Source organism: Marinobacter sp. (genome assembly GCF_040904845.1).
Taxonomy (GTDB): Bacteria; Pseudomonadota; Gammaproteobacteria; order Pseudomonadales; family Oleiphilaceae; genus Marinobacter.
Genome location: NZ_JBBDSR010000093.1, coordinates 1 through 19,836, shown reverse-complemented (window position 1 = coordinate 19,836; position 19,836 = coordinate 1). Strand labels below are relative to the sequence as shown.

Genomic DNA, 19,836 nt, shown 5'->3' with positions numbered 1-19,836 from the left:
GGGGTGATCGAAAAATTTCGGGTCGATCAAGGGTGCGGTCTGCGCAGACGGACCCTGCAGAGAAACGGTGCCCCGGCTTTTAGGCCGTAACAGGCAAACGTGGCAGGAGAATCCGTGCCCGCCATGGAGCGTTCTGGCGTGGTTGTCTACCAGCGCAACGACAAAGTGCAACTGAATATCCGGGGCATTGAGTTGCGGATCGGTTTTGAGGAACCCGCCGCCCTCCGCAAAGTTGGATGACAACAGGCCCCGTCGGGTTTTCCGGTATCGCAAGAACTGTTGGATGCCATGCAGGCCGCCCTTGAGGGAGAATCCAAGCAGATTTTTGTCGCGGGATTTGTAGCCGAAAATAAAGTCGGGATGATCCTGAAGGTTTTTGCCGACGCCCGGAAGGTGTCGGACAACGGAAATGCCCTGAGCCTTCAGCTCGTTCTCATCACCGATTCCGGAGAGCATGAGCAGTTGCGGCGACTGAAACGCCCCGGCGCACAGTATCACCTCACGATGAGCTCTGATTTGTCGTAGCTGCCCCCGTTGCATGAATTCCACCCCGACCGCCCGCGTGCCCTCAAAGATGACTCGCTGGGCCAGGGCACCGGTCTCTACGGTCAGGTTAGGGCGTTTGCCCAGGTGTGGCTGGAGATAGCCTCGGAAGCTGCTCCAGCGTTCGCCATTGTTTTGTGTGACCTGATATAAGCCGATGCCTTCCTGTTGCGGCCCGTTGAAATCATCGGTCAGTGGATAGCCCACCTGACGGGCCGCCTCCAGATAATGCTGCTGAAACGGGTTGTCGCTTTGCAGGTTGCTGACTTTAAGCGGCCCTTCGGTGCCGTGCCATTGGTCATTGAGCGTTTGATTTCCTTCTGATTTTTTGAAGTACGGCAAAACCTCTTCAAACGACCAGCCAGTATTTCCCAATGCTGCCCAGTGGTCGTAATCGCTGGCGTGGCCTCGAATGTAAGCCATGGCATTGATCGCTGAAGAGCCGCCGAGCACTTTACCTCTGGGCTGATAGCCCCGTCGGCCGTCGAGCCCGGGTTGCGGTACCGTTTCAAAGGCCCAGTTGTTGATGTTGCGCGGAACCATGGCGACCACGGCGGCCGGTGTCTGTACCAGCCAACTGTCGGCTTTGCCAGCGCCGGCCTCGAGAAGAGTCACGGAGGCACCAGGGGTTTCACTTAGTCGCCCGGCCAGTGCGCAGCCGCTTGATCCGCCGCCAACGATCAGATAATCCACTGTCTGCATTCTGAACTACCTCTGAGCTTATTGTTGTGCGCTGATTTCTGCGCTTGTGAACATGACGCAAGGAGCTCGCAGGCTGAAGGGGAAAGTGGGCCAGCTTCAAATTCAGTTCACTTTATCGTCATAAATGTTAATGCCTGTTACATCCGTTTGTACTTTTGTGACTGGCGGAATGACGCTCTCTCCTGCGTTACACCTGATCTCCTTTTGAATTCAATAGCTTGCTTCATTTCATTGCTTCCAAGTGGCGAAATTTTGACCATTTTGTAATTAGGAAGATGACGCCTTTCACGTCGATACTCGCCATCGTTTTATACAATTTAACAACTTCGACGAATTAATGGTGGGTAAAGCTTATGAAACGCGTCATCAAAATGTCACAGGCATGGATCGCTGCGTTGGTTATTGGAGTCGTCCTTACAGGCTGTGGGGGTAGCTCATCAGGTGGAAGCGGCGGCGACTCCGCGAAGTCCGGGTCGACTTCATCGAATAGCACGGTCGCTTCGTCCGTCGTGGGTGAAGCAGGCGATCGCACGGCAGCGCTCAACTGGAACGCGCCATTGGCTCGTGAGAACAACGAATCGCTGAAAATGGGTGAGTTGTCGGGCTACGTCATCAGCTACGGAAAAGCTCCTGAGGAGCTGACGGAATCGGTACGAATCGACAGCGCTGCCACCATGGAGTACACCGTCAACAATCTGGATAACGGCACCTGGTATTTCACCATTCAGGCGGAAGATGTCGATGGTCTGGTCAGCGAGCAATCAGATCTGGTCAGTAAAGAAATCCGCAGCTAAGCGGTTCAGGATTGGAGTAGGGGGTTGGCGACCGGCAGTTTGAGAGTGAACGCCGAGCCTTCCCCGAGCTCTGACGATACGGATATCTCCCCCCGATGTTTTTCCACCACCACATTGACGAAGGACAGGCCCAGCCCGGTGCCATGGTTCCCGGACAGTTCGCTGCTCTTCTGACGCCGGTAACGGTCGAACAGGTGGGGGAGTTCCTCAGGCGCAATGCCACTGCCTTCATCACTGACGGCCAAGCAGGCTTGGTGGCCCGCACGGAACACCTGAATGTTCACGGTTGAGCCCTCTGGGCTGTATTGCACCGCGTTCGTGAGCAGGTTGATCACCGCGCGTTCCAGCAACTCGGCGTTACCTCGCAGCCACAGATCCTCGGTTCCCTGCAATAGCAGATGAATACCCTTCTCGGCGGCCTGCTCGCTGACACTGTCTCGGGCGTTTTCCACGATGGCGAGAAATTCGCATTCGTAGAAACGGGTTTCCGTCAGCTGCTCTGCGCGGGCCAACTGCACGAACTCCTCTGCCAAGTGATAGCTGCGCCTTGCCAGCCGTCCGAGCTGGTCAAGCTGTTGGGGTTCGATCTGCCCAGGGTTGCGTTTGAGCTGCTCGATCAGCGCCAGCTGAGAAACCAGTGGGGAGCGAACGTCGTGGGAAATGAAGTCAATCGCTTCCCGGTGCTGCCGTTGCTGTTCCCTCAGCTCAGAAATGTCGGAAATATTGGCGATGATGCCATTCTGGTTACTTTCTGGCAGGGCGAAGGGGGCAAAGTGGATCAGAAAATCTTTGTCGCGAATGCGAAGGTCCACGGTGCGGCTCTGGTGCAGGGTCAGGGTCTCCGAGACGGTTTCGTGCCAGGGCGGTGTTTCGCGCGGGTCATGGCCTTCGAGCAACCGCGCCAGGGGCAGTCCGGCAAGGCTGGGCATCGGTTCCAGAAACCACTCTTCAATGTGGCCGTTGGCGAACCGAATCACGCCCAGCTCGTCGGTGACGATAATGCCGTCGGGCATTCTCTCAAAACTCCGGCGCATGAACCGTTGCATGGTGTTCAGGCGTTCGGTGGCAACCTTGACCCGTTCAATGCGCGCCGAAATGTTCTCGCTTGAGCGGGCGGGTTTGAGTGGCTGGGTGGTGGCGTCGAGTGGCAACCTGCGAAGATAGCGCTGGATCGCTTCGCGGCTGAGATCGTTCGGTAAAAGCAGGCCAAGTACATAGCGCCTGTTGCCCCGCAGCAGGCTGATCCAGCTTTGATTGCTGGTGTGAACCCACTGGCCAAGCTTCAGCGGGGGGACGTTCTCCTGGCTCAGTCGATGGGCGCTGTGCACTTCTTCGTTTTCCGATAACCACCAGCCTTCGGGTTGCAACAGGGCCCGGAAATGCTCCAGAAGTTGCGCCGGGTTTCGCCGCGATGGCTCCGGAAGCGTGACCTGAGGTCCGCGTGCCAGGTCGTCAAGCTGACGGTTCAGGAACCGGTTGGTCATGGCGAGACGCAAGCCACTGGCAATCGGAAACGCGAAGAATGGCATCAGCAATGCGGAGGCAATGGGAAGCCATAGCCGAGCGCCCAGAAGCAGCGCACTGTGAGTCACGACCAGTACAATGGCCACAGTCAGGCACAGGGCCAATGTTCTGGCGGGGCGCATTCTCGGTAGCATCAGCGCGAGCAAAATGATGGTCAGCCCAGCTACGGCAATCGATACCGCCGGTGCAAGAGGGCGGATCAACGCACCTTCGTTGAGTGCCGAGTAGCTGTTGGCGTGGAATTCAACGCCGGACATCGGTTTGCTCAATCCGGAGAAGGGGGTTGGCAGTATGTCTCCGAAACCGGGAGCGGTTGCGCCGATGAACACGGTTTTCCCTCCGAATCGATCTGGTGAGGGCGGTGCCGAAAGTATCTCGGCGAACGAGTAGGTGGGCAAGGTGCCGGCACCGCCGGCGAGCGGTACGGCGCGATAGTGTTCACGAATGTTCATGAACGCAGGCAAGCCATCCCCGGAGGTGGCCGTGTAGTCCGTGTCCGCCATGGTAGATGCCGCCAGAGCAAGGCTTGGCCAAGGCCTGTCGCCAAGACCGTTGCGCAGGTACAGGCCCCTGGCAATGCCGTCCTGGTCGAGCTCCACGTGGGCGTGCCCCATCGCGTGCGCAGCGGCTGCCAGCTTGTTCGTGGGCAACTGTTCGCTGATCAGGTGATTTTGAGAGGGTGGCGACAGGTAAAGGGGCAGTATGACTTTGCCATGACGTTCCATGGCGGATGCCAGTTGTTGGTCTTCCGGTGAGGGCTCCGGAAACAGAATGTCAAAGACGATGGTGTCTGCGCCGGCGGCATCGAGCTTTTCAATCAGCCGTGCATGAGTGTCACGAGGCCAGGGCCAGCGACCGAGCCGATCCAGGCTTAACTCATCAATGCCGATCAGTACCACGTTGCCTACCGGGGTGGCGGGGCGGGCGGTCACTTCGGCGTCGTAGAGCCAGTAGTCCAGGCGCTGAGGGAGGGCGGTTGCCTGCAGAATCAACAGGATGACAAGCAAAGGCAGGCCAAGGGTCAGGAAGGTCGTTTTTATTGGCAGCCAATCCCGAGTCATGAGTCCTGCTATTGGGTGTCCGAGTGTGTTGAATTATTCCAGGTAGAGCTCCCTCCCAGATCCCCAGCGGCTCGCCAACGAACCATCAGAAAGAGCTTTCAGGCGCACAAAGTACCGTCTTCCGGGAATCAGGCGCAAGGCTGCGGTGGTATCTGAAAGCGTTGCCTCCTTGATGATGTTGTTGAATCCGGGCTCTTCGGAGAGCTGAAGCCGGTACTCGGAGGCGGTATCCACGTCTTCCCAGAACACCCGAACCTGATTGTTCACGTAGTTTACACTGATTATGCGAACCGGGGGCAGGGTGCCGTTGACGGTAAACGACCGGGGTTCACTGGTGGCCACAGAGTTTCCGCCAGCTTCACTGACTACCCGCCAATAATAGGTGCCCGGGGTTAATGCCCGGGAGGGCAAGGTGCGGGAGTCTGGTGCCCATTCGCTGGTCGCAATCAGGCTACTGAACGTGTCGTCTTCGGCAATTTCGATGCGCGCAATTTCGTTGTCGCCTTTCAGCTCCCAACTGAACTCAGGCATGTCATCATCAACCGTGGCACCGGCTTCCGGCGAAAGCAGTTGCGCTGCGCGGGCGGTCAGATCCACTTCCACTTCCAGAATTCCGGGCATGCCCGGCGTGCCCCGGTCATCCAGGGCGGCGAGATGAATCTCGTAGGTGCCGTTATCGAGCAGGTTCAGATTGTGTTGATTGCCCTTCACGCGCCGACTGTCGACCCAGCGGCCACTTTCTGCATCGAAGATATCAAGCCGGTGGGACGGCGCTCTGCTTGGTTGCCAGCTCATTTCAGCCGGCAGTTGGGTGAGCTGCGGAGGCAGGGGATTCAACGCGGGGGGCGGCGGCAGCCTGCGGATGCTCAGAGTGCCGTTATCGGCGGTCGATGCAGTGGCACTGTAGCCTGCGGGAATGTTGCGGGTGTGCCCTTGCGGGCCAAAGCTGACTTCGCCCTCCGTGACCTGCAAGCTGGTGGTTCCGGGGCTCGCCTGCATGGAAAACACGGTGCCCCTCACCGCTGCCACCGCAGACGGCGTTTCGATCTCGAAGCGTGCACCGCCCTCAATCACCGGTTTGACCTGAGTGTGCACTTCACCGTGATCAAGTCTCAGCCGGGTGTCCACCATGCCGGATTTGCCGTATTGGCTCAGCCGGTTAAAAACCAGGCGGGAGTTGGGCGAGATTCGCACCATGGAGCCATCCGCGAGTTCTACCGTGGCGGTTCCGGAGTGGGACAGGATTTCATCACCGACGCGAACCAGTGTTTCGGCACTGAGGGCTTTCTTGTAGCCATTATTTCCGGAAATGTGCTGAACCTGGCCGGAGACCGACACCACCCGGGCAGGGTCTGGCTGCCGTTTCAGCCAGGCCAGGGGAAGGCGCAGCGCGTCGCCCTCACCAATGGCCGCGGCGTTTTCAATGTCGTTGTACTCAAGCACGCGCTGGGCGGGAACGCCACGATTGAGCAGCGCATCGGCCACTTCGTTAAAACTTTCGCCCGGCCGCAGGGTGTACAGCCACTCGGGTGTCGCTGCGCCCTGATCGGATGGGTTGGCTGTAGGAAGGGAGCCACGGGTAATTGACAGCTCCGCCTGCACGGACACAGCAAATGTAAGTAACAGCACTGCTGGAATAAAGGTGTGTATTATCCGCCTGGGGTTCGAGCCAAAATTCATTTCAAGCGTGGTCCATGCTGGCAGGCGTGTCTGCGGATTCGGTGGCCTTCATCGCCTCCAGGCGGTACCCGCGCTGATAAATCGTTTTGATCCTGAATCCGTTTTCCGGGTTCAGGCCCAGCCGTCGGCGCAGCCGGCTCATGTGAGTGTCGACGGTGCGGGTGTTTAAATCTCGTGCCACTCCCCAAACGCGCTCCAGCAACATTTCGCGGGTCAGCAGCCGGCCCTGGTTCTGGAACAGGAACAGGGTCAGGTCAAAATCCTTGTCGGTCAGGGTCAGTTGTTCGCCGTGCAACAGGATCACGCGTTGCTGGGTATTGATCTCGAAAGGGCCGTACTTGAGAACTTCTTTCTCGTTGTCCGGGTGGGTCCGGCGTGCCAGGGCGTTGATACGGGCCACCAGTTCGGCTTCCCGGGCCGGTTTGGCCAGATAATCATCGGCACCGGCATCCAGCGCGCGCACGATATCCGCTTCGCTGTCGCGTTGGGTCAGAAACACCACGGGGATTGGCCAGTTCAGCTGGGCGCGAACGCTTTCCAGAACGTCGATGCCGGTCATGTCAGGGATTTGCCAGTCGAGAACCAGCAGGTCGTAACTGCGATGAAGCACCGCACTCAGAAATGATTGGCCGGTGGGAAAGCTGTCACAGTGGTGTCCGCGCTCTGAAAGAATGGACTGAACGTGCTGCGCCTGTTCATGTTCATCTTCGAGCAAAGCAATGCGCATCAAGCATCTCCTGAAAGTGACGTTCCACCGTGTACAGTTGGGATATTGCGAGCCATTGTCGCAGAATGCCCGCCGGCCTTCAGTGTCGTTATGTAGTGTTGCGTAAACGAATAGCGGGCGTGCCATCGTTGTCATCAACGGTTTGTCGGCAGGCCGGAAAATTACTGCAGCCCCAGAACCAGCCTTTCTTGCCTTTACGGCGAACCAGAGGTGAAAAACAATGGGGGCAGGGAATCGGCTTCTGGCCGGTTCCGTCTGCTGGCGCGCTGTCTTCCAGAGGCCGCGTGCCGTTGCAGTCCGGAAAACGTGTGCAGGCCCAGAAACGTCCGAACTTGCCTTCCCGCTCCCGCATCGGCGTGCGGCATTTCGGGCAATGGGGGAAGGCGGCGGTGTGCTCCTGTTCGTCAGGGGCCGCTGTGCCTGGCGTTTGGATAAATCCACGGATTTGCTGTTTCAGGTCCGCGAGAAACTGCCGGGGGTCACCTTCGCCACGTTTGATGGTCTCGAGCGTGGCTTCCCAGATCGCCGTCATGTCGGGTTTGCTCACGGTCTCGGGCAGAGCGCCAATCAAGGTTTTGCCCTTGTCGGTTGCTTTGATGTGGCGGCTGTCCCGGTACAGATAATCCCGCTTGAACAGTGTGTCGATAATGTTGGCGCGGGTTGCCTCGGTGCCCAGGCCGTCGGTTTCCCTGAGGGTTTTGCGCAACTCGGCATCGCTGACGAACCGCGCAATGTTGGTCATCGCGGAGAGCAGGGTGGCGTCGGTAAAGTGCTGCGGCGGCTGAGTCTTCCGTTCTCGTATGTCGGCCCGGTCACAGAGGGCTGGCTCGTCTTTTTCCAGCCTGGGCAGAGGGGCTTTGCGGGCTTCCTGGTTCGCCTCCCGCAGGCGAATTTCCAGTGCTTTCCAGCCCGGTGTAAAGACTGCGGTTTCGGTGGCGCGGAAGCGGTGCTCGCCAACAGCCACCGTCAGGCGGCCTTCACGGTGCACGGCGTCGGCGCTGAATTGCATCAGGTAGTAGCGGGCGATGAGATCGTAGATCTTCGTTTCCGCTGGCGTTAGTTTTCCACTGGGCGAGGGCCGGCTGGTCGGAATGATGGCGTGGTGGGCATCGACCTGTTTGTCATTCCAGGCGGCGGTGCGGCGTGACGTGTCTGCCTGCCCGCAGGCCGTGGACAAATCACCAACGACCCGGCCGATTGCCTGCAACACACTTTCCCGTTGCTGATAATGCTCTTCAGGCAAGTAGCGGCAGTCGGAACGGGGATAGGTAATCAGCTGGTGGCGTTCGTACAGGCTCTGCGCGGTGTCGAGTACGTCTTTGGCGCCCATCCGGAACAGTCGTCCCGCTTCAATCTGCAGGGCCGACAGTGACAGCGGCAGCGGCGGTGGCTCGTTGCGATCACGGAAGCGAGATTCCGTGATCCGGCCGGGCCGGCCTGCTACTGCAGTGACAATCTGTTCGGCGGTGGCCTTGTCCAGCAGGCGATCATCTTCGTCCAGATGCTCCCGGAACGCCTCATCCGGTAGCCAGCGGGCAATGAAGGGTGATGGGTCGCTGTCCGGTTCAATGCCGTGGCAGCTTGCCTCGATGCGGTAATAGGGCTTTGGCTCAAAGTGCTCGATGCGATGATCCCGCTCGACGACCAGCCCCAGAACGGGCGTCTGTACCCGGCCAACCGAATACACTCCCTGTTGCCCCTGCTGTTGGTAGCTGAGGGTGTAGAACCGCGTGAGGTTAATGCCATACAGCCAGTCCGCACGCTGGCGGGCCAGCGCCGAGTGGGACAACCGACGGTAGTCACGATTGTCCTTCGGGTTGCGGATGGCTCGCGCGACGGCGGCCGGCGTCAGGTCATTGATGAGTATCCGCTGAACCGGGCAGGTGGAGCCGACATAACGGATAACCTCATCCACCAGCAACTGGCCTTCGCGGTCAGGGTCGCCGGCGTGATAGATGGTATCGGCCTGGCGGATCAGGGATTCCAGCACTTTGAGTTGCTGGCTAACGCTCTCTTTGGGGGTGACTTCCCAGCGCTCGGGGAACAGCGGCAGATCTTCCTGGCGCCATTTCTGCCATCGGGGGTCGTAGCTGCCCGGCTCGGCGGGTTCCAGCAAGTGGCCGATACACCAACTGACGGTGACGGTGTCTTCGCCCTGGCCACAGCGAATCCAGCCCTGCCCCTTTTGATGCGGCGCGGGTAGGGCAGCGGCGATGGCGCGGCCCAGACTTGGCTTTTCGGCAATGTACAGTTGCATGGCATCGGACGTGTTCGGATCGGGATGGGAAGATGGCCTTTTGGCCCTGTTGTGTCAAGGCTGCGGGCCTCTGTAGTAGACTGGGCACAGTGGGCCGGGCAGTCTCGACCGTGGTTTGCAAGCAATGGAGTGGAAAACTCATGAAAATCCAGAATTCGATCGAGCAGAAACTCACCGCAGCGTTCGCGGTGGATCATCTGCACGTCATCAACGAAAGCCATAAGCACAGCGTACCGCCGAACTCCGAAACCCACTTCAAGGTCACTCTGGTGTCAGCGGACTTTGATGGTCAGATGAAAGTGAAGCGTCACCAGGCGATCTACAAAGTTCTGGCAGAAGAGTTGGAGGGTGAGGTTCACGCCCTGGCATTGCATCTATACTCACCGCAAGAGTGGGCGAACTCGGGGCAGACGGCACCGGAATCCCCCAACTGCATGGGCGGGTCGAAAAAGGACCCGGCGATGGCTTCAGGAGAGCGTCAATGAGCCAGTTTTTCCAGATACACCCTGACACACCGCAGAAGCGGCTGATCAAGCAGGCGGTCGATATACTCCGCAATGGCGGTGTCATTATCTACCCGACGGATTCCGCCTACGCTATTGGCTGTCACCTGGGTGATAAACAGGCAGCGGATCGTATCAAGCGCATCCGCAAGCTGGACGACAAGCACAACTTCACACTGATGTGTCGGGACCTTTCAGATATCGGTACTTATGCCAAAGTGGATAACACCCAGTACCGCCTGCTCAAGACCTTCACCCCCGGGGCCTACACCTTCATTCTGGATGCCACCAGCGAAGTACCTCGCCGGTTGCTTAACCCCAAGCGCCGCACCATCGGTTTGCGGGTACCTGACAACGCCATTGTCCAGGCGTTGCTGGGAGAGCTCGGCGAGCCAATCATGAGCAGTACGCTGATTTTACCGGGGGAAACCGACCCGATGACCGACCCTTACGAGATTCGGGCCACCCTGGAACACGAGCTGGATCTCATCATCGATGGCGGGTTCTGCGGTTTTGAGGCGACCACCGTCATTAACATGACTGGCGATCTGCCGGAGGTGACTCGGGTTGGTAAGGGCGATCCGGAACCGTTTCAGTAACTTTGGTAGTAGGTCTGGTAGCAACTCTGGCAGAACATCCTGACTGCCAATGCTCGAGGCAGGATGTCAGGCGCGGGTGTTGAAATTGAACGCGTAGTTCTTGCGAGCGCCCGCCGCTTCCAGTTGCTCGGCACTGACCGATTTGCGCATGGTGTCGTAACGGTGCACAAGATCCTGAAGGCCGTTGAATTGCTGGTTGTCACTGACCAGAGTGTCCAGTAACGAATTGTTGACGCCATAAGCTTTGTTCAGCTTCAGGGCAGTGTCGACGAAATGCAGTGTCGGTTCGTTGACGCTCAGCCGGCTGAAGGCATCCTGAAAACCCTTATTGTTGTTCAGGTCCTGCTCGATCTGGCCGCGTTTGGCGTCGCTCAGTTTGCCATCCACCTGTACCTGCCCATTGTCGCCCTTGGTCACATTGATGGCGGAGGCAGGGTGCACCCCGTATTCGGCAAGTTTGTGCCGCAGCGTTTCCCGCACAAAGGCAAGGTCCTGCCCCACGGTTTGCTTGTAATCTGTGACTGACAGCTTGCGGGCTTTCAGGGCCGCCAAATCCGGGTTCTGCGGCGCGGTGCGGGTAAAACGGTCATCCGTCGGTGACGACGGCTGGTCCGCAGCCGCTGCTTCACTGGCTTTGGCGTTGTTCTGGCCGCCTGCCACATCCGGACGTTTGTCCAGTGAGCTTTGGAACTGGGTGCTGGCCTTGATCAGTGATGTAAGCAGCGACACGGTGTAAACCTCCCATCGTCACTGAAAATCGGTGACAAAAATCGAACGCGTGTCAGGTCTGTTGCACAATCCGGGCCAGACTTTTGTTTATCGGCGTTTGAACGTAAAGTTATTGGCTGATCCGTCCACCAGAGATTAAGGAATCCGATGCCGCGTTTTCTCCATACCGCCGACTGGCAGATAGGCCGTTATTACAGCCGCTTTGAAAACGACGATGCGGTGGCACTGGCAGAGGCGCGGTTTACCGCCATCGAACGTATCGCACAGCTGGCGGTGTCGGAGCGGTGTGGTGCGGTTCTGGTAGCGGGCGATGTATTCGACGCGCAAACGGTCTCCGACCGCACGATTCGCCGGGTTTTCAATGCCATGGCGGCATTCACCGGGCCATGGGTGATGTTACCGGGCAACCACGATGCCGCCCTGGCGGAGAGTGTCTGGACCCGTGCCCGACGCCTGGATGCGGTGCCCGGAAATGTTCATTTGGCCCTTGAACCCAGCGTGTTGGAGCTGAAAGAACAGGGGCTGGCGGTACTTGCCGCCCCGTTGACCCAGCGCCACACCCACAGTGACCTGACCGAGAGCTTTGGCCAGATGGACTCGGCCGATGGCCTGATCCGCATCGGGCTGGCCCATGGCAGTGTGCAGGGGTTGTTGGCGGACGATATTGATTCGGCGAACCCCATCGCGCCGGATCGCGCTGAACGTGCTCGCCTGGATTACCTGGCACTGGGGGACTGGCACGGCCTCAAACAGATCAACAGCCGCACCTGGTACAGCGGCACGCCAGAGCCAGAACGCTTCCGCAACAATGACGCCGGAAAAGCTCTGATCGTGGATATTGAGCAACCCGGTGAAGAGCCTGTGGTCACCCCCCATCGCATTGGTCAGTTTGATTGGGTGCAGTGGCGGGAACATCTTGTGATCGCCACCGACCTGGACGAACTGCTGGCCAGGCTGGCCGAACTGGAAGCCCCGGCGGTGGTGGACCTGACGCTGACCGGCGAAGTGGATCTGGCTGGCGAACAGACACTCCTGCATACGTTGTCCGTTGCGGAAGCAAAACACCGAAGCGTTCAGTGTGACCGCAGCGGGCTTTCGCTGCAGCCCACGGATGATGACATCTCCGAACTGAACGCCGACGGTTACCTTGGCGAAGTGATTGCCGAACTTCGTGAACAGCAGGAACGCGAAGATCATGCGCAGGTTTCCCGGGATGCGTTAGCCATACTGACCAGCCTGCTGAGAGAGCGTGGCGGCGCTGGCACAACCGGGGAGGCGTCCTCATGAAACTGCAACGCCTCAGAGTTGAACAGCTAAGACAGTTCCGCCAGCCCCTGATATTGGCTGACCTGGAGCCTGGGTTGAACCTTATCCATGGCCCGAACGAATCCGGCAAAAGCTCCCTGGTGAGGGCGATTCGTGCCGCCTTTTTTGAGCGCCACCGGTCCAGCAGTGTGGACGATTTGCGCCCGTGGGGTGACTCTTCGGCAGCACCCTCGGTTGAGCTGGATTTCGTGGCCCAGGGCCAGCCGTGGCTTCTGAAAAAGCGATTTCTTCAGAAGAAACGCTGTGACCTCGAGGTTGGTGGCGAGTTGTTCTCGGGTGAAGAAGCCGAAGACAAGCTGGCCGATCTGCTGGGTTTTCAGTTCGCGCCCCGTGGTGCGAGCCAGGACAAACACTGGGGAATCCCAGGTTTGCTGTGGGTAGAGCAGGGCAGCGGGCAGAACGTTCACGATGCCGTGGCCTACGCCGGCGACCACCTGAAATCCGCACTCAACAGCCTGTTGGGCGAAGTGGCCAGCAGCGGTGGCGATGACGTCATCCAGCAGGTAAAGGCGCAGCGCGCGGAGTTGCTGACCAGCACCGACAAACCCCGGGGCGATTATGCCCGCCTGGGTGACGAGCAACAGAGCCTGGAAGCGGAGCTTGAGGCGCTGGACGACCGCATCAGCCAATACCAGTCTCTGGTGGATCGGCTTGGTGAGCTGCGACAACGCCATCGGCAAAATGAGCAGGACCGCCCCTGGGAAGCAGCCCGCCGCAAACTCCAGGACGCCGAACGTCTGTTTCGCGAGATCGAGCAATGGCAGCAAGAGCAGCAGCGTGAGCAACAGGCATTGGCGGATTGTCAGCGCAATCTCCAACTGTTGCGACAGCAACAGCAGCAGGCCGACGCCGCCGCCAATAAGCTCGAGCGCCGGGCGCAGTACCTCAAAATCTGCCAGGACACCGAGACAACCCTGAAAACCCGTGAGGGGCAGGTGATTGATGCGCAAACCCGGGCAAAGCACGGCTACGAAAAAGCGCGGGAGCAGGTCCGGCTGGCACAGGCCCAGGCGCAGCGAACCCGCCTGGAGAGCGAACTCAGGCAGGTGAAGCAGCAATTGGAAGCCGTTGAGCAAAATCTCGGCAAAGTGCGGGGTTACCTTGACGAGCTACAACGCGTTCGCACCCAGCAGCAGGCCAACCTCGTTGACTTGCAGGCGCTCGAAAGCCTGCGCACGACGCAGCGGCAGCTTGAAGAAGAACAGATTCGCTCCCGCGCCATCGCCACCCGCCTTCATTACCAGCTCGACAATGGCAAAACCTTAACGATGGACGGCGAGCCGGTTGACGGTGAAGGCGACCGGTTACTGCTGGCGGAATCTACCGTGATACTGCCCGGCCTTGGCCAGCTGACCATAACCCCCGGCGGCGATGATCTGGCGAAAGTTCAACGCCGGCTGGAGCGATTGCAGGACGATTACCAGACCCATTTGAAAGCGTTGAAGGTGACGACACTGGAGCAGGCCGAACAACGTGCCGCCGAGCAGGCGCAGCGCAACCAGACCATCGAACGCCTCGAAGCGCTGGTGGCGTCTATTGCGCCCCGGGGTGTCGACCCGCTGGCTGCCCAGCAACAGGAACTCGCTACTCGCCTGCAGCACCTTAAGGATGAACAACAGGCGCTGCCAGAAACCAACCCCGAAACCATGTCGCTGATCAGTGCCGAAGCGGCCCTGGAGGCAGCGGAGCAGCAACTCCGTGAGGCGGACGAACAATTGCAGGAGCACAGCAAACAACAGTTCGCCGCCGCGCAGAATCTGGCGACTGCCAAGAGAGAGTGGCAGCAACTGCAAGACGAGCAGGAAAGCCCGGAACGCCAGGCGACACAGAAGGCTCTGCAGCAAAGTGTGATGGAGGCAGGCGAGCGCGAGTCCCGCCTGACGCAGTCCGTCAGCCAGCGCCAGAACCAGATCGATGAAGCCCGTCCGGAATTGATTCAGCAAGATGTGGAACGATACCGGGCCAGCGCCGAGCAACTGGAAAAAGGGCACCACAAAGACGCCCTCGAGCTCGCCGGGCTGCAAAGCAAACTGGAAACCCAGGGCGCGGAAGGGCTGGAGGAACAACGGGAAGAGTTGACCGCACGCCTGGAACACACGCGCCGGCGCTACCAGGAACTGCATCGCCGTGCGCAAGCGCTGACGTTGCTGTTGGGGCTGCTTCAGAACAAGCGCCAGGCTCTGACCCGACGGCTACAGGCACCGCTACAGAAGCACCTCAACCACTATCTGGGCGTGCTGTTTCCCAAAGCCAGCCTCGATGTGGATGACAATCTCATTCCCGGCCAACTCACCCGCAGCGCCCAGCAGGGCGACGAACGCGGCGACCTTCAGGAACTGAGTTTTGGTGCCCGCGAACAGATGGGGCTGATCAGCCGCCTGGCCTACGCCGATTTACTGCAGGAAGCCGGTCGCCCCACATTGATCATCCTGGACGACACCCTGGTTCACAGTGACAGGCAGCGCCTGGATCAGATGAAACGCATTCTATTCGACGCCGCCCGCCGCCACCAGATACTGCTGTTCACCTGCCACCCCGAGAATTGGCGGGACCTGGGGGTGGAACCCATAGATCTGGAAGCGTTGAAAACCGATATGGCATGACCTGACTACAGTAGAAAAAAATTGCGGTTTTCTGGCCCCATGAACTACTATTTTAGAAAGTGTAAGTCGTGCATAACAGGTGGGGCATAAGGCTGTCCTGCTATCTTAGGTAGACTTTGGGAGACGCGACAGGAAGTCAGGTGTACCGGAAAGGGTCACCTGCTCGCGCCCGCCGCTAGAAAAGGGAGTGTTTGCTGTGGCTAGAACAACAATGTCCAGATATGTGGTGCTTGGTGCTGTGTCGGTTTTGGTGGGCTGTGGCGGGAGTGGGGGGAGCGGCGGCAATGGAGGCGACCGGACCGAAACCCAGCGCCCCCAAAACCTCGCTCTTACCCTTGACCCGGATAACTACGCTGATCGGCGAGTCAGCATTACCACGGAGGAAAAGGCTGAGGCAATTATCAATGTCTATGCCAGCGGAGAAAGGATTTATCAGTTGGCGGAAGAAATCCGGGACACGATAAGCTCTGGCGATCCAGAAAGTGTTTCAGGTAACGAGTTCACTTTTGAGTGCCTGAATGACGGCACTCTGCGGATCACTGTTAACAGCGATGAGACCGACGATGATGAACGCTGGCTGTTTTCAGACTGCGAACTGACCACGGAGAGCTTCGGTCGAATCCTCCTGAATGGGGATTACCGTTATGTCGACGACGTGTCCTCAACGGACAGTGGAGGGGTCTCAAGTATTGGTTTCCAGTTTTTTGCCATAAAAGGAACGCTTTTGAATACCGGCGAGCCGATTGAGGTCAAAGGTCTGGACGACTGGGATCGCACAATCGAGGCGAACGGAGACAGGGAGGAGGTTTATGGTGCGGAAGCTCTGGAATTTAAAATTGGCGACCAGTACCTTGCCACTGCCAACGCCGTCACGGAGCTTAAAACTACCGATTCCACACCGACCACATTGACCATCAAATCGACCCTCATTGGCTCCGATATTGATGGGTTTGTCGAAATCTCGACAAAGACGGCACTACAAAAACCAAGCGGTGGCAATGAATGCCCTCAGAAAGGAAATTTATTCTTTGACGGAGAGGGTACCGCGGATGCGGATATTCTGTACGGAGACGATACGGGTGTCGGGCAAGCGGCCACGGTTGTGTTTAATGGCGGTTCCAATACCATCGAGTATGACGATGTCACCTGCAAAGAGCTGATTTACTGAATTGATGATCTGTCCAGTGCCATCACTAAAGGAATCGCAGTATGGCTTTGCTTATTAGAGAAGTTGTCGTGACCTTAAGCGGGTTATTTGTTGTTGCTGGTATATCCGGCTGCGGTGGGGGATCTTCATCAAGTTCCGAGTCACCTGACAAGTCACCTGACTTTGAAATCTCACCCAGCAGTACGATCAACGAGAATACCTCTCAGGCGAACAGAACCTCAAAGCTGTGGATTGACTATCAGGCCTTTCGCACAGAGCATAGCCAGCCTGCAGGCAATTCCTTTGGTGATGCGGTTGCCTACGCTGATTTTGATGGCGATGGTGAGACCGATGTCTTTATAGCTCCGGGCACATCGCTGTATGACTCGGTGCCTTTCGAGTTTTACCGGAATCTTGGTGACGGCTCATTTGAGTTGGCTACCGAGGCTTGGATCGACGGGGAGGTTCCAGAGCTCCCACACCCCCGCAAGTCGATAGTGGCTGACTTCAACGATGACGGTCGACCGGATGTTCTCGTTGCAGACCACGGGCCGGAGCAGGAACCGGAAGCAGACTTCCCCGGGGGGCATGTGTGGTTGATGCTTTCTCAAGAAGATGGCACCTACGATGCCGCCCAGCTTACCACACGGCTTGGTTTCTACCACGGTGCCGCCGCGGGTGATCTCAATGGTGATGGCCTGCCAGATGTCTTTGTTACAGATTCCCCGTCAATGGAACGTGATGCCCAACCAGAAATCTTCATCAATCAGGGAGGTGGAGTACTGGAGCGGGCTCCTGACCGGCTGGGGGCTGATATAAAAAATCTCTCCGGCATGTATACCACTGAAATTTATGACCTGGACAAAGATGGCTTTGCCGACATCATCGTGGCAGGACACGAACAAGATGGTATGAGTGCAAGGGTGCTCTGGGGCAGCTCCACGGGCTACTATACCCGTGCCCGCTCTTTGGAGTTGCCGGCGGTCTCCGGGTGGGGAACCGTGGTTGATATTGCCTCTGCCGACATCAATGGTAACGGATTGAATGATCTGGTTTTGGCACGAACTGGTGGTGGCGGCGACAATAATTTCTACCGGGGGTACTACATACAAGTTATTGAGCAGGGCGCTGACAGATCGTTCTCAGACGTCAGTGAAAGTGCTCTAAACGGAAGCGGCAGTGACACAGATTCGGATTGGATCAGTTGGATCAGGCTGCAGGATGTTTCCAGCGATGATCGACCAGACATACTAGTAGACGATAAACGTTTCTGCCTGAGGTGGGACAACGATGGCAACGGTCAATTCAATCTGATGACAGATGCCTGTACCCTCACCTTCTGAATGATGATGCTGGACAGGCCGAACAAATACCTCCGTGTAGGAAGACGTCCTGAGATCATTTATGGTCAACAACACTTGATAAACCTGCTTCTCGTGTCTAATATTCATCGCAACACGGCCCCAATCGGTGGATCCGCTTTGCGGTGAAACTGCTGCGGGGTTTTTTATTGCCTGCTTTTTGCGAAACACTCCCAACTCAGCCATTCGTCAGACACGCCAAAGGCTCCCCAGCCAATCCCGAGCGATTCGTTTTCCGGAAATTCCGTAAGTAATTCTGAGAACCGTTGCCACCAACTGGAAGCCGGGTTGATTGAGCTCAACAGCTTCTGGCAGATACACAGCAACAGGAAGGGCCGGGCAAGGATATGTTCGTTGCCGCGAGTCCAGGCGTTGTCAAAGTCCGGCACTACGCTCTTGGGCGGCTTTTGTGGCTGGTCTACCACGTTACGGTTCCATAAGCGGCTGTGATGGGCGCACACATTGCGCAGATAGTTCAGGCTCCGTAGCCAAGAGGCCAGAGTACGACCATTGCGGATCCCGTATTTATCAGCGATGGCGTCCTGGTCTTCTAGGCGCATGCCGTCATAGAGTTCTGACAGTGTGTTGAAATCCCATGCCTCGCAGGCAATCCAGATGGGCAGAGGGTGGCCATACTTGTTTTTGTTGTGCTTGATGAAGTCCTCTCTGGATCGCGCGATTTGTGTGGCCTGCTTCTTCATCCAGTCCACGTGTCTGGGCAACCCTGTTTTGCTGTCGGCCTCCTTGGAGAATCCCTCAAAGAGCAAGTCCGGATTCAGATAGGCGAATGGATCATACTTGCCCAGCATGTGAGATATATCGACTCGCAGGGCCACTTCAATGCGTTCTAGCGCATCCAATACAAGCAGACGGAGCTTCTTGTCGAAAACGTAAAGGCGCACGGCCGCCGCGAAGGAGGCACCCGGCTTGAAGCTGTCCAAAACGGCACTGGTAGGCTTTGTCTTTTTCCCTTTTGGGGTGCCGTTACCAATTGGGCAGAATAGCTCTGAACGCTCCCGAAACGGATGCCAGTAGCCGCTCAGCCGGTAGTAGCCAATACGCTCGATGTACTCCAGAGCCTTCGGTTCATCGGTAACCGCAAGCCCCCTGTTCTTCAGTTTGTCGAGCTGTTCTCGGTAGCTGAGCCACGGTTTTTCGTACATGCGGTGGTCATCCTTTTCCTGTTAGTTCAAAGCCTTGTCCACTACGGCTTCGGCCAACTGGCAGCGGGTTTTTCTGGCCTGGCTCAGGCGTTCCTTGAGTTGGTCACAGAGGGCCATGAGTTCATCGACTTTTTGGACGATGCGGTGTTGTTCCTCTAGCGGCGGCACTGGCACCACCAGATTCTCGACATCACCAACACGTAAGTGTTTTACAGTTGAGCCAATAGCCTTTTCGGAAGCCCTTTGGAGCAGGTGCGGTTCTGTTAGGGCCAGCAGTAGAAAGTCATTGTTAATGTACTCATGCATTGGCCGAACTAACATCGTTCTCTGCCCCAGACACCAGGTTTTGTGAGCTGGGATGATGGCCGCCTCTCCCATGGGAGCTTCGCGCGTGAAAATAATATCTTTAGGTTCTGGGGGGCATCTGCGGGACCAGTAGGTATAGGTATATTGGTCCACATATTTCAGGTCGTCGAATAAAAATCGTCGTTCTCGGATATTTGATGTGCGAATGATTGGAATACCGTCATCAACGTATGGCGCGGTTTTATTGTGACAGTCAATTAACATTCGGCAAACCTGAATCAGGTGCGCTGGTTTCCAGCCGCTGGGCAGAGGGATTGGTGATTCCGGCGTGTCCAACTTATCCAGCTTTCGAAGCATGGCTTTACACTCAGGATTGGTTGAGGAATTCTGCTGTAACCATGCCTGTCTGTCCTTGGAAAGCCGATTAATAAGGGAGTCTGAGTGTTCGACTTCTGTTCTCTGCTCCACCAACCGCCCCATCACCGCCAGTTGCAGGATGGCCTGCTTGAGCTTGTCGATGCTCTGTTCGGTGGTGAACAGGGTGTCGAAGTGGGCGGCGAGGCGGGCCCAGTTGTCGGCCAGTTCGGTGGCGTTTTCGGATTGGGTGAGAGTGCCGAGCAGGGTGTCCACGACGGTTTCATGGGCCTCGAGCTGGTCGCTGGATTGCTGTTCCAGCCGGTCGCAGAGGGCCATGAGTTCATCGACTTTTTGGACGATACGGTGTTGTTCCTGCGCTGGAGCGAGTGGAATCATCGCCATCCTGGCCTTGTTTGTTCCCAGCCTGGGAAGATTCATGCCATGCGTTGAGTCA

General features: G+C 57.6%; 15 protein-coding genes. 7 read left to right on the top strand and 8 right to left on the bottom strand.

Annotation, left to right across the window (positions count from 1 at the left end):
• On the bottom strand, positions 1-1,245 hold a 1,245-nt coding region (locus tag WD429_RS11795), incomplete at its 3' end, for a GMC family oxidoreductase (RefSeq protein WP_368422373.1).
• A 509-nt stretch (positions 1,246-1,754) separates the two neighbouring features.
• On the opposite strand from WD429_RS11795, the gene WD429_RS11790 reads away from it, so the two are divergent.
• The gene (locus WD429_RS11790) at positions 1,755-2,039 is read left to right on the top strand and encodes a fibronectin type III domain-containing protein (RefSeq protein WP_368422372.1); all 285 of its coding nucleotides are present in this window, start codon (positions 1,755-1,757) and stop codon (positions 2,037-2,039) included.
• Positions 2,040-2,044: 5 nt separating this feature from the next.
• Here the strand turns inward: WD429_RS11790 and WD429_RS11785 are convergent, their stop codons facing one another.
• The 4 genes from WD429_RS11785 to WD429_RS11770 all read right to left on the bottom strand — a co-directional run bounded on the left by WD429_RS11785 (position 2,045) and on the right by WD429_RS11770 (position 9,288).
• Positions 2,045-4,624 carry a CHASE2 domain-containing protein gene (locus tag WD429_RS11785; RefSeq protein WP_368422371.1) on the bottom strand — a complete coding sequence of 860 codons (2,580 nt, stop codon included), beginning with the start codon at positions 4,622-4,624 and terminating at the stop codon, positions 2,045-2,047.
• Between the two features lie 33 nt (positions 4,625-4,657).
• Entirely contained in the window at positions 4,658-6,226 is a 1,569-nt protein-coding gene (locus WD429_RS11780) for a FecR domain-containing protein (protein ID WP_368422370.1), read from the bottom strand.
• A 79-nt stretch (positions 6,227-6,305) separates the two neighbouring features.
• Complete coding sequence (locus WD429_RS11775; RefSeq protein ID WP_368422369.1) at positions 6,306-7,031, bottom strand: response regulator transcription factor; 726 nt, start codon at positions 7,029-7,031, stop codon at positions 6,306-6,308.
• An 88-nt stretch (positions 7,032-7,119) separates the two neighbouring features.
• Entirely contained in the window at positions 7,120-9,288 is a 2,169-nt protein-coding gene (locus WD429_RS11770; RefSeq protein ID WP_368422368.1) for a DNA topoisomerase 3, read from the bottom strand.
• 140 nt (positions 9,289-9,428) lie between these two features.
• Between WD429_RS11770 and WD429_RS11765 the strand changes: the two genes are divergently transcribed.
• Both WD429_RS11765 and WD429_RS11760 read left to right on the top strand, forming a co-directional pair.
• Positions 9,429-9,773 (top strand): BolA family protein, encoded by a 345-nt coding sequence (locus WD429_RS11765; RefSeq protein ID WP_368422367.1) that lies wholly within the window; start codon positions 9,429-9,431, stop codon positions 9,771-9,773.
• Positions 9,770-10,390 (top strand): L-threonylcarbamoyladenylate synthase, encoded by a 621-nt coding sequence (locus tag WD429_RS11760; RefSeq protein WP_368422366.1) that lies wholly within the window; start codon positions 9,770-9,772, stop codon positions 10,388-10,390. The genes WD429_RS11765 and WD429_RS11760 overlap by 4 nt, the downstream gene beginning before the upstream one ends.
• A 66-nt stretch (positions 10,391-10,456) precedes the next feature.
• Here WD429_RS11760 and WD429_RS11755 read toward each other — a convergent pair whose 3' ends face one another.
• Positions 10,457-11,119, bottom strand: a complete 663-nt coding sequence (locus tag WD429_RS11755; protein ID WP_368422365.1) for a hypothetical protein — start codon at positions 11,117-11,119, stop codon at positions 10,457-10,459.
• Positions 11,120-11,266: 147 nt separating this feature from the next.
• On the opposite strand from WD429_RS11755, the gene WD429_RS11750 reads away from it, so the two are divergent.
• The 4 genes from WD429_RS11750 to WD429_RS11735 all read left to right on the top strand — a co-directional run bounded on the left by WD429_RS11750 (position 11,267) and on the right by WD429_RS11735 (position 17,538).
• Positions 11,267-12,406 (top strand): exonuclease SbcCD subunit D, encoded by a 1,140-nt coding sequence (locus WD429_RS11750; RefSeq protein WP_368422364.1) that lies wholly within the window; start codon positions 11,267-11,269, stop codon positions 12,404-12,406.
• Positions 12,403-15,048 (top strand): AAA family ATPase, encoded by a 2,646-nt coding sequence (locus WD429_RS11745; RefSeq protein ID WP_368422363.1) that lies wholly within the window; start codon positions 12,403-12,405, stop codon positions 15,046-15,048. The genes WD429_RS11750 and WD429_RS11745 overlap by 4 nt, the downstream gene beginning before the upstream one ends.
• A gap of 196 nt (positions 15,049-15,244) precedes the next feature.
• Complete coding sequence (locus WD429_RS11740) at positions 15,245-16,216, top strand: hypothetical protein (protein WP_368422362.1); 972 nt, start codon at positions 15,245-15,247, stop codon at positions 16,214-16,216.
• A 41-nt stretch (positions 16,217-16,257) separates the two neighbouring features.
• Positions 16,258-17,538 carry an FG-GAP repeat domain-containing protein gene (locus tag WD429_RS11735; protein ID WP_368422361.1) on the top strand — a complete coding sequence of 427 codons (1,281 nt, stop codon included), beginning with the start codon at positions 16,258-16,260 and terminating at the stop codon, positions 17,536-17,538.
• A 164-nt stretch (positions 17,539-17,702) separates the two neighbouring features.
• On the opposite strand, the gene WD429_RS11730 is transcribed toward WD429_RS11735, so the two are convergent.
• Both WD429_RS11730 and WD429_RS11725 read right to left on the bottom strand, forming a co-directional pair.
• On the bottom strand, positions 17,703-18,719 hold the full coding sequence (locus tag WD429_RS11730; protein WP_368422360.1) for an Abi family protein: 1,017 nt from the start codon (positions 18,717-18,719) through the stop codon (positions 17,703-17,705).
• 21 nt (positions 18,720-18,740) lie between these two features.
• Positions 18,741-19,836 (bottom strand): restriction endonuclease subunit S (locus WD429_RS11725; RefSeq protein ID WP_368422359.1); only part of this gene is annotated, 1,096 nt, incomplete at its 5' end.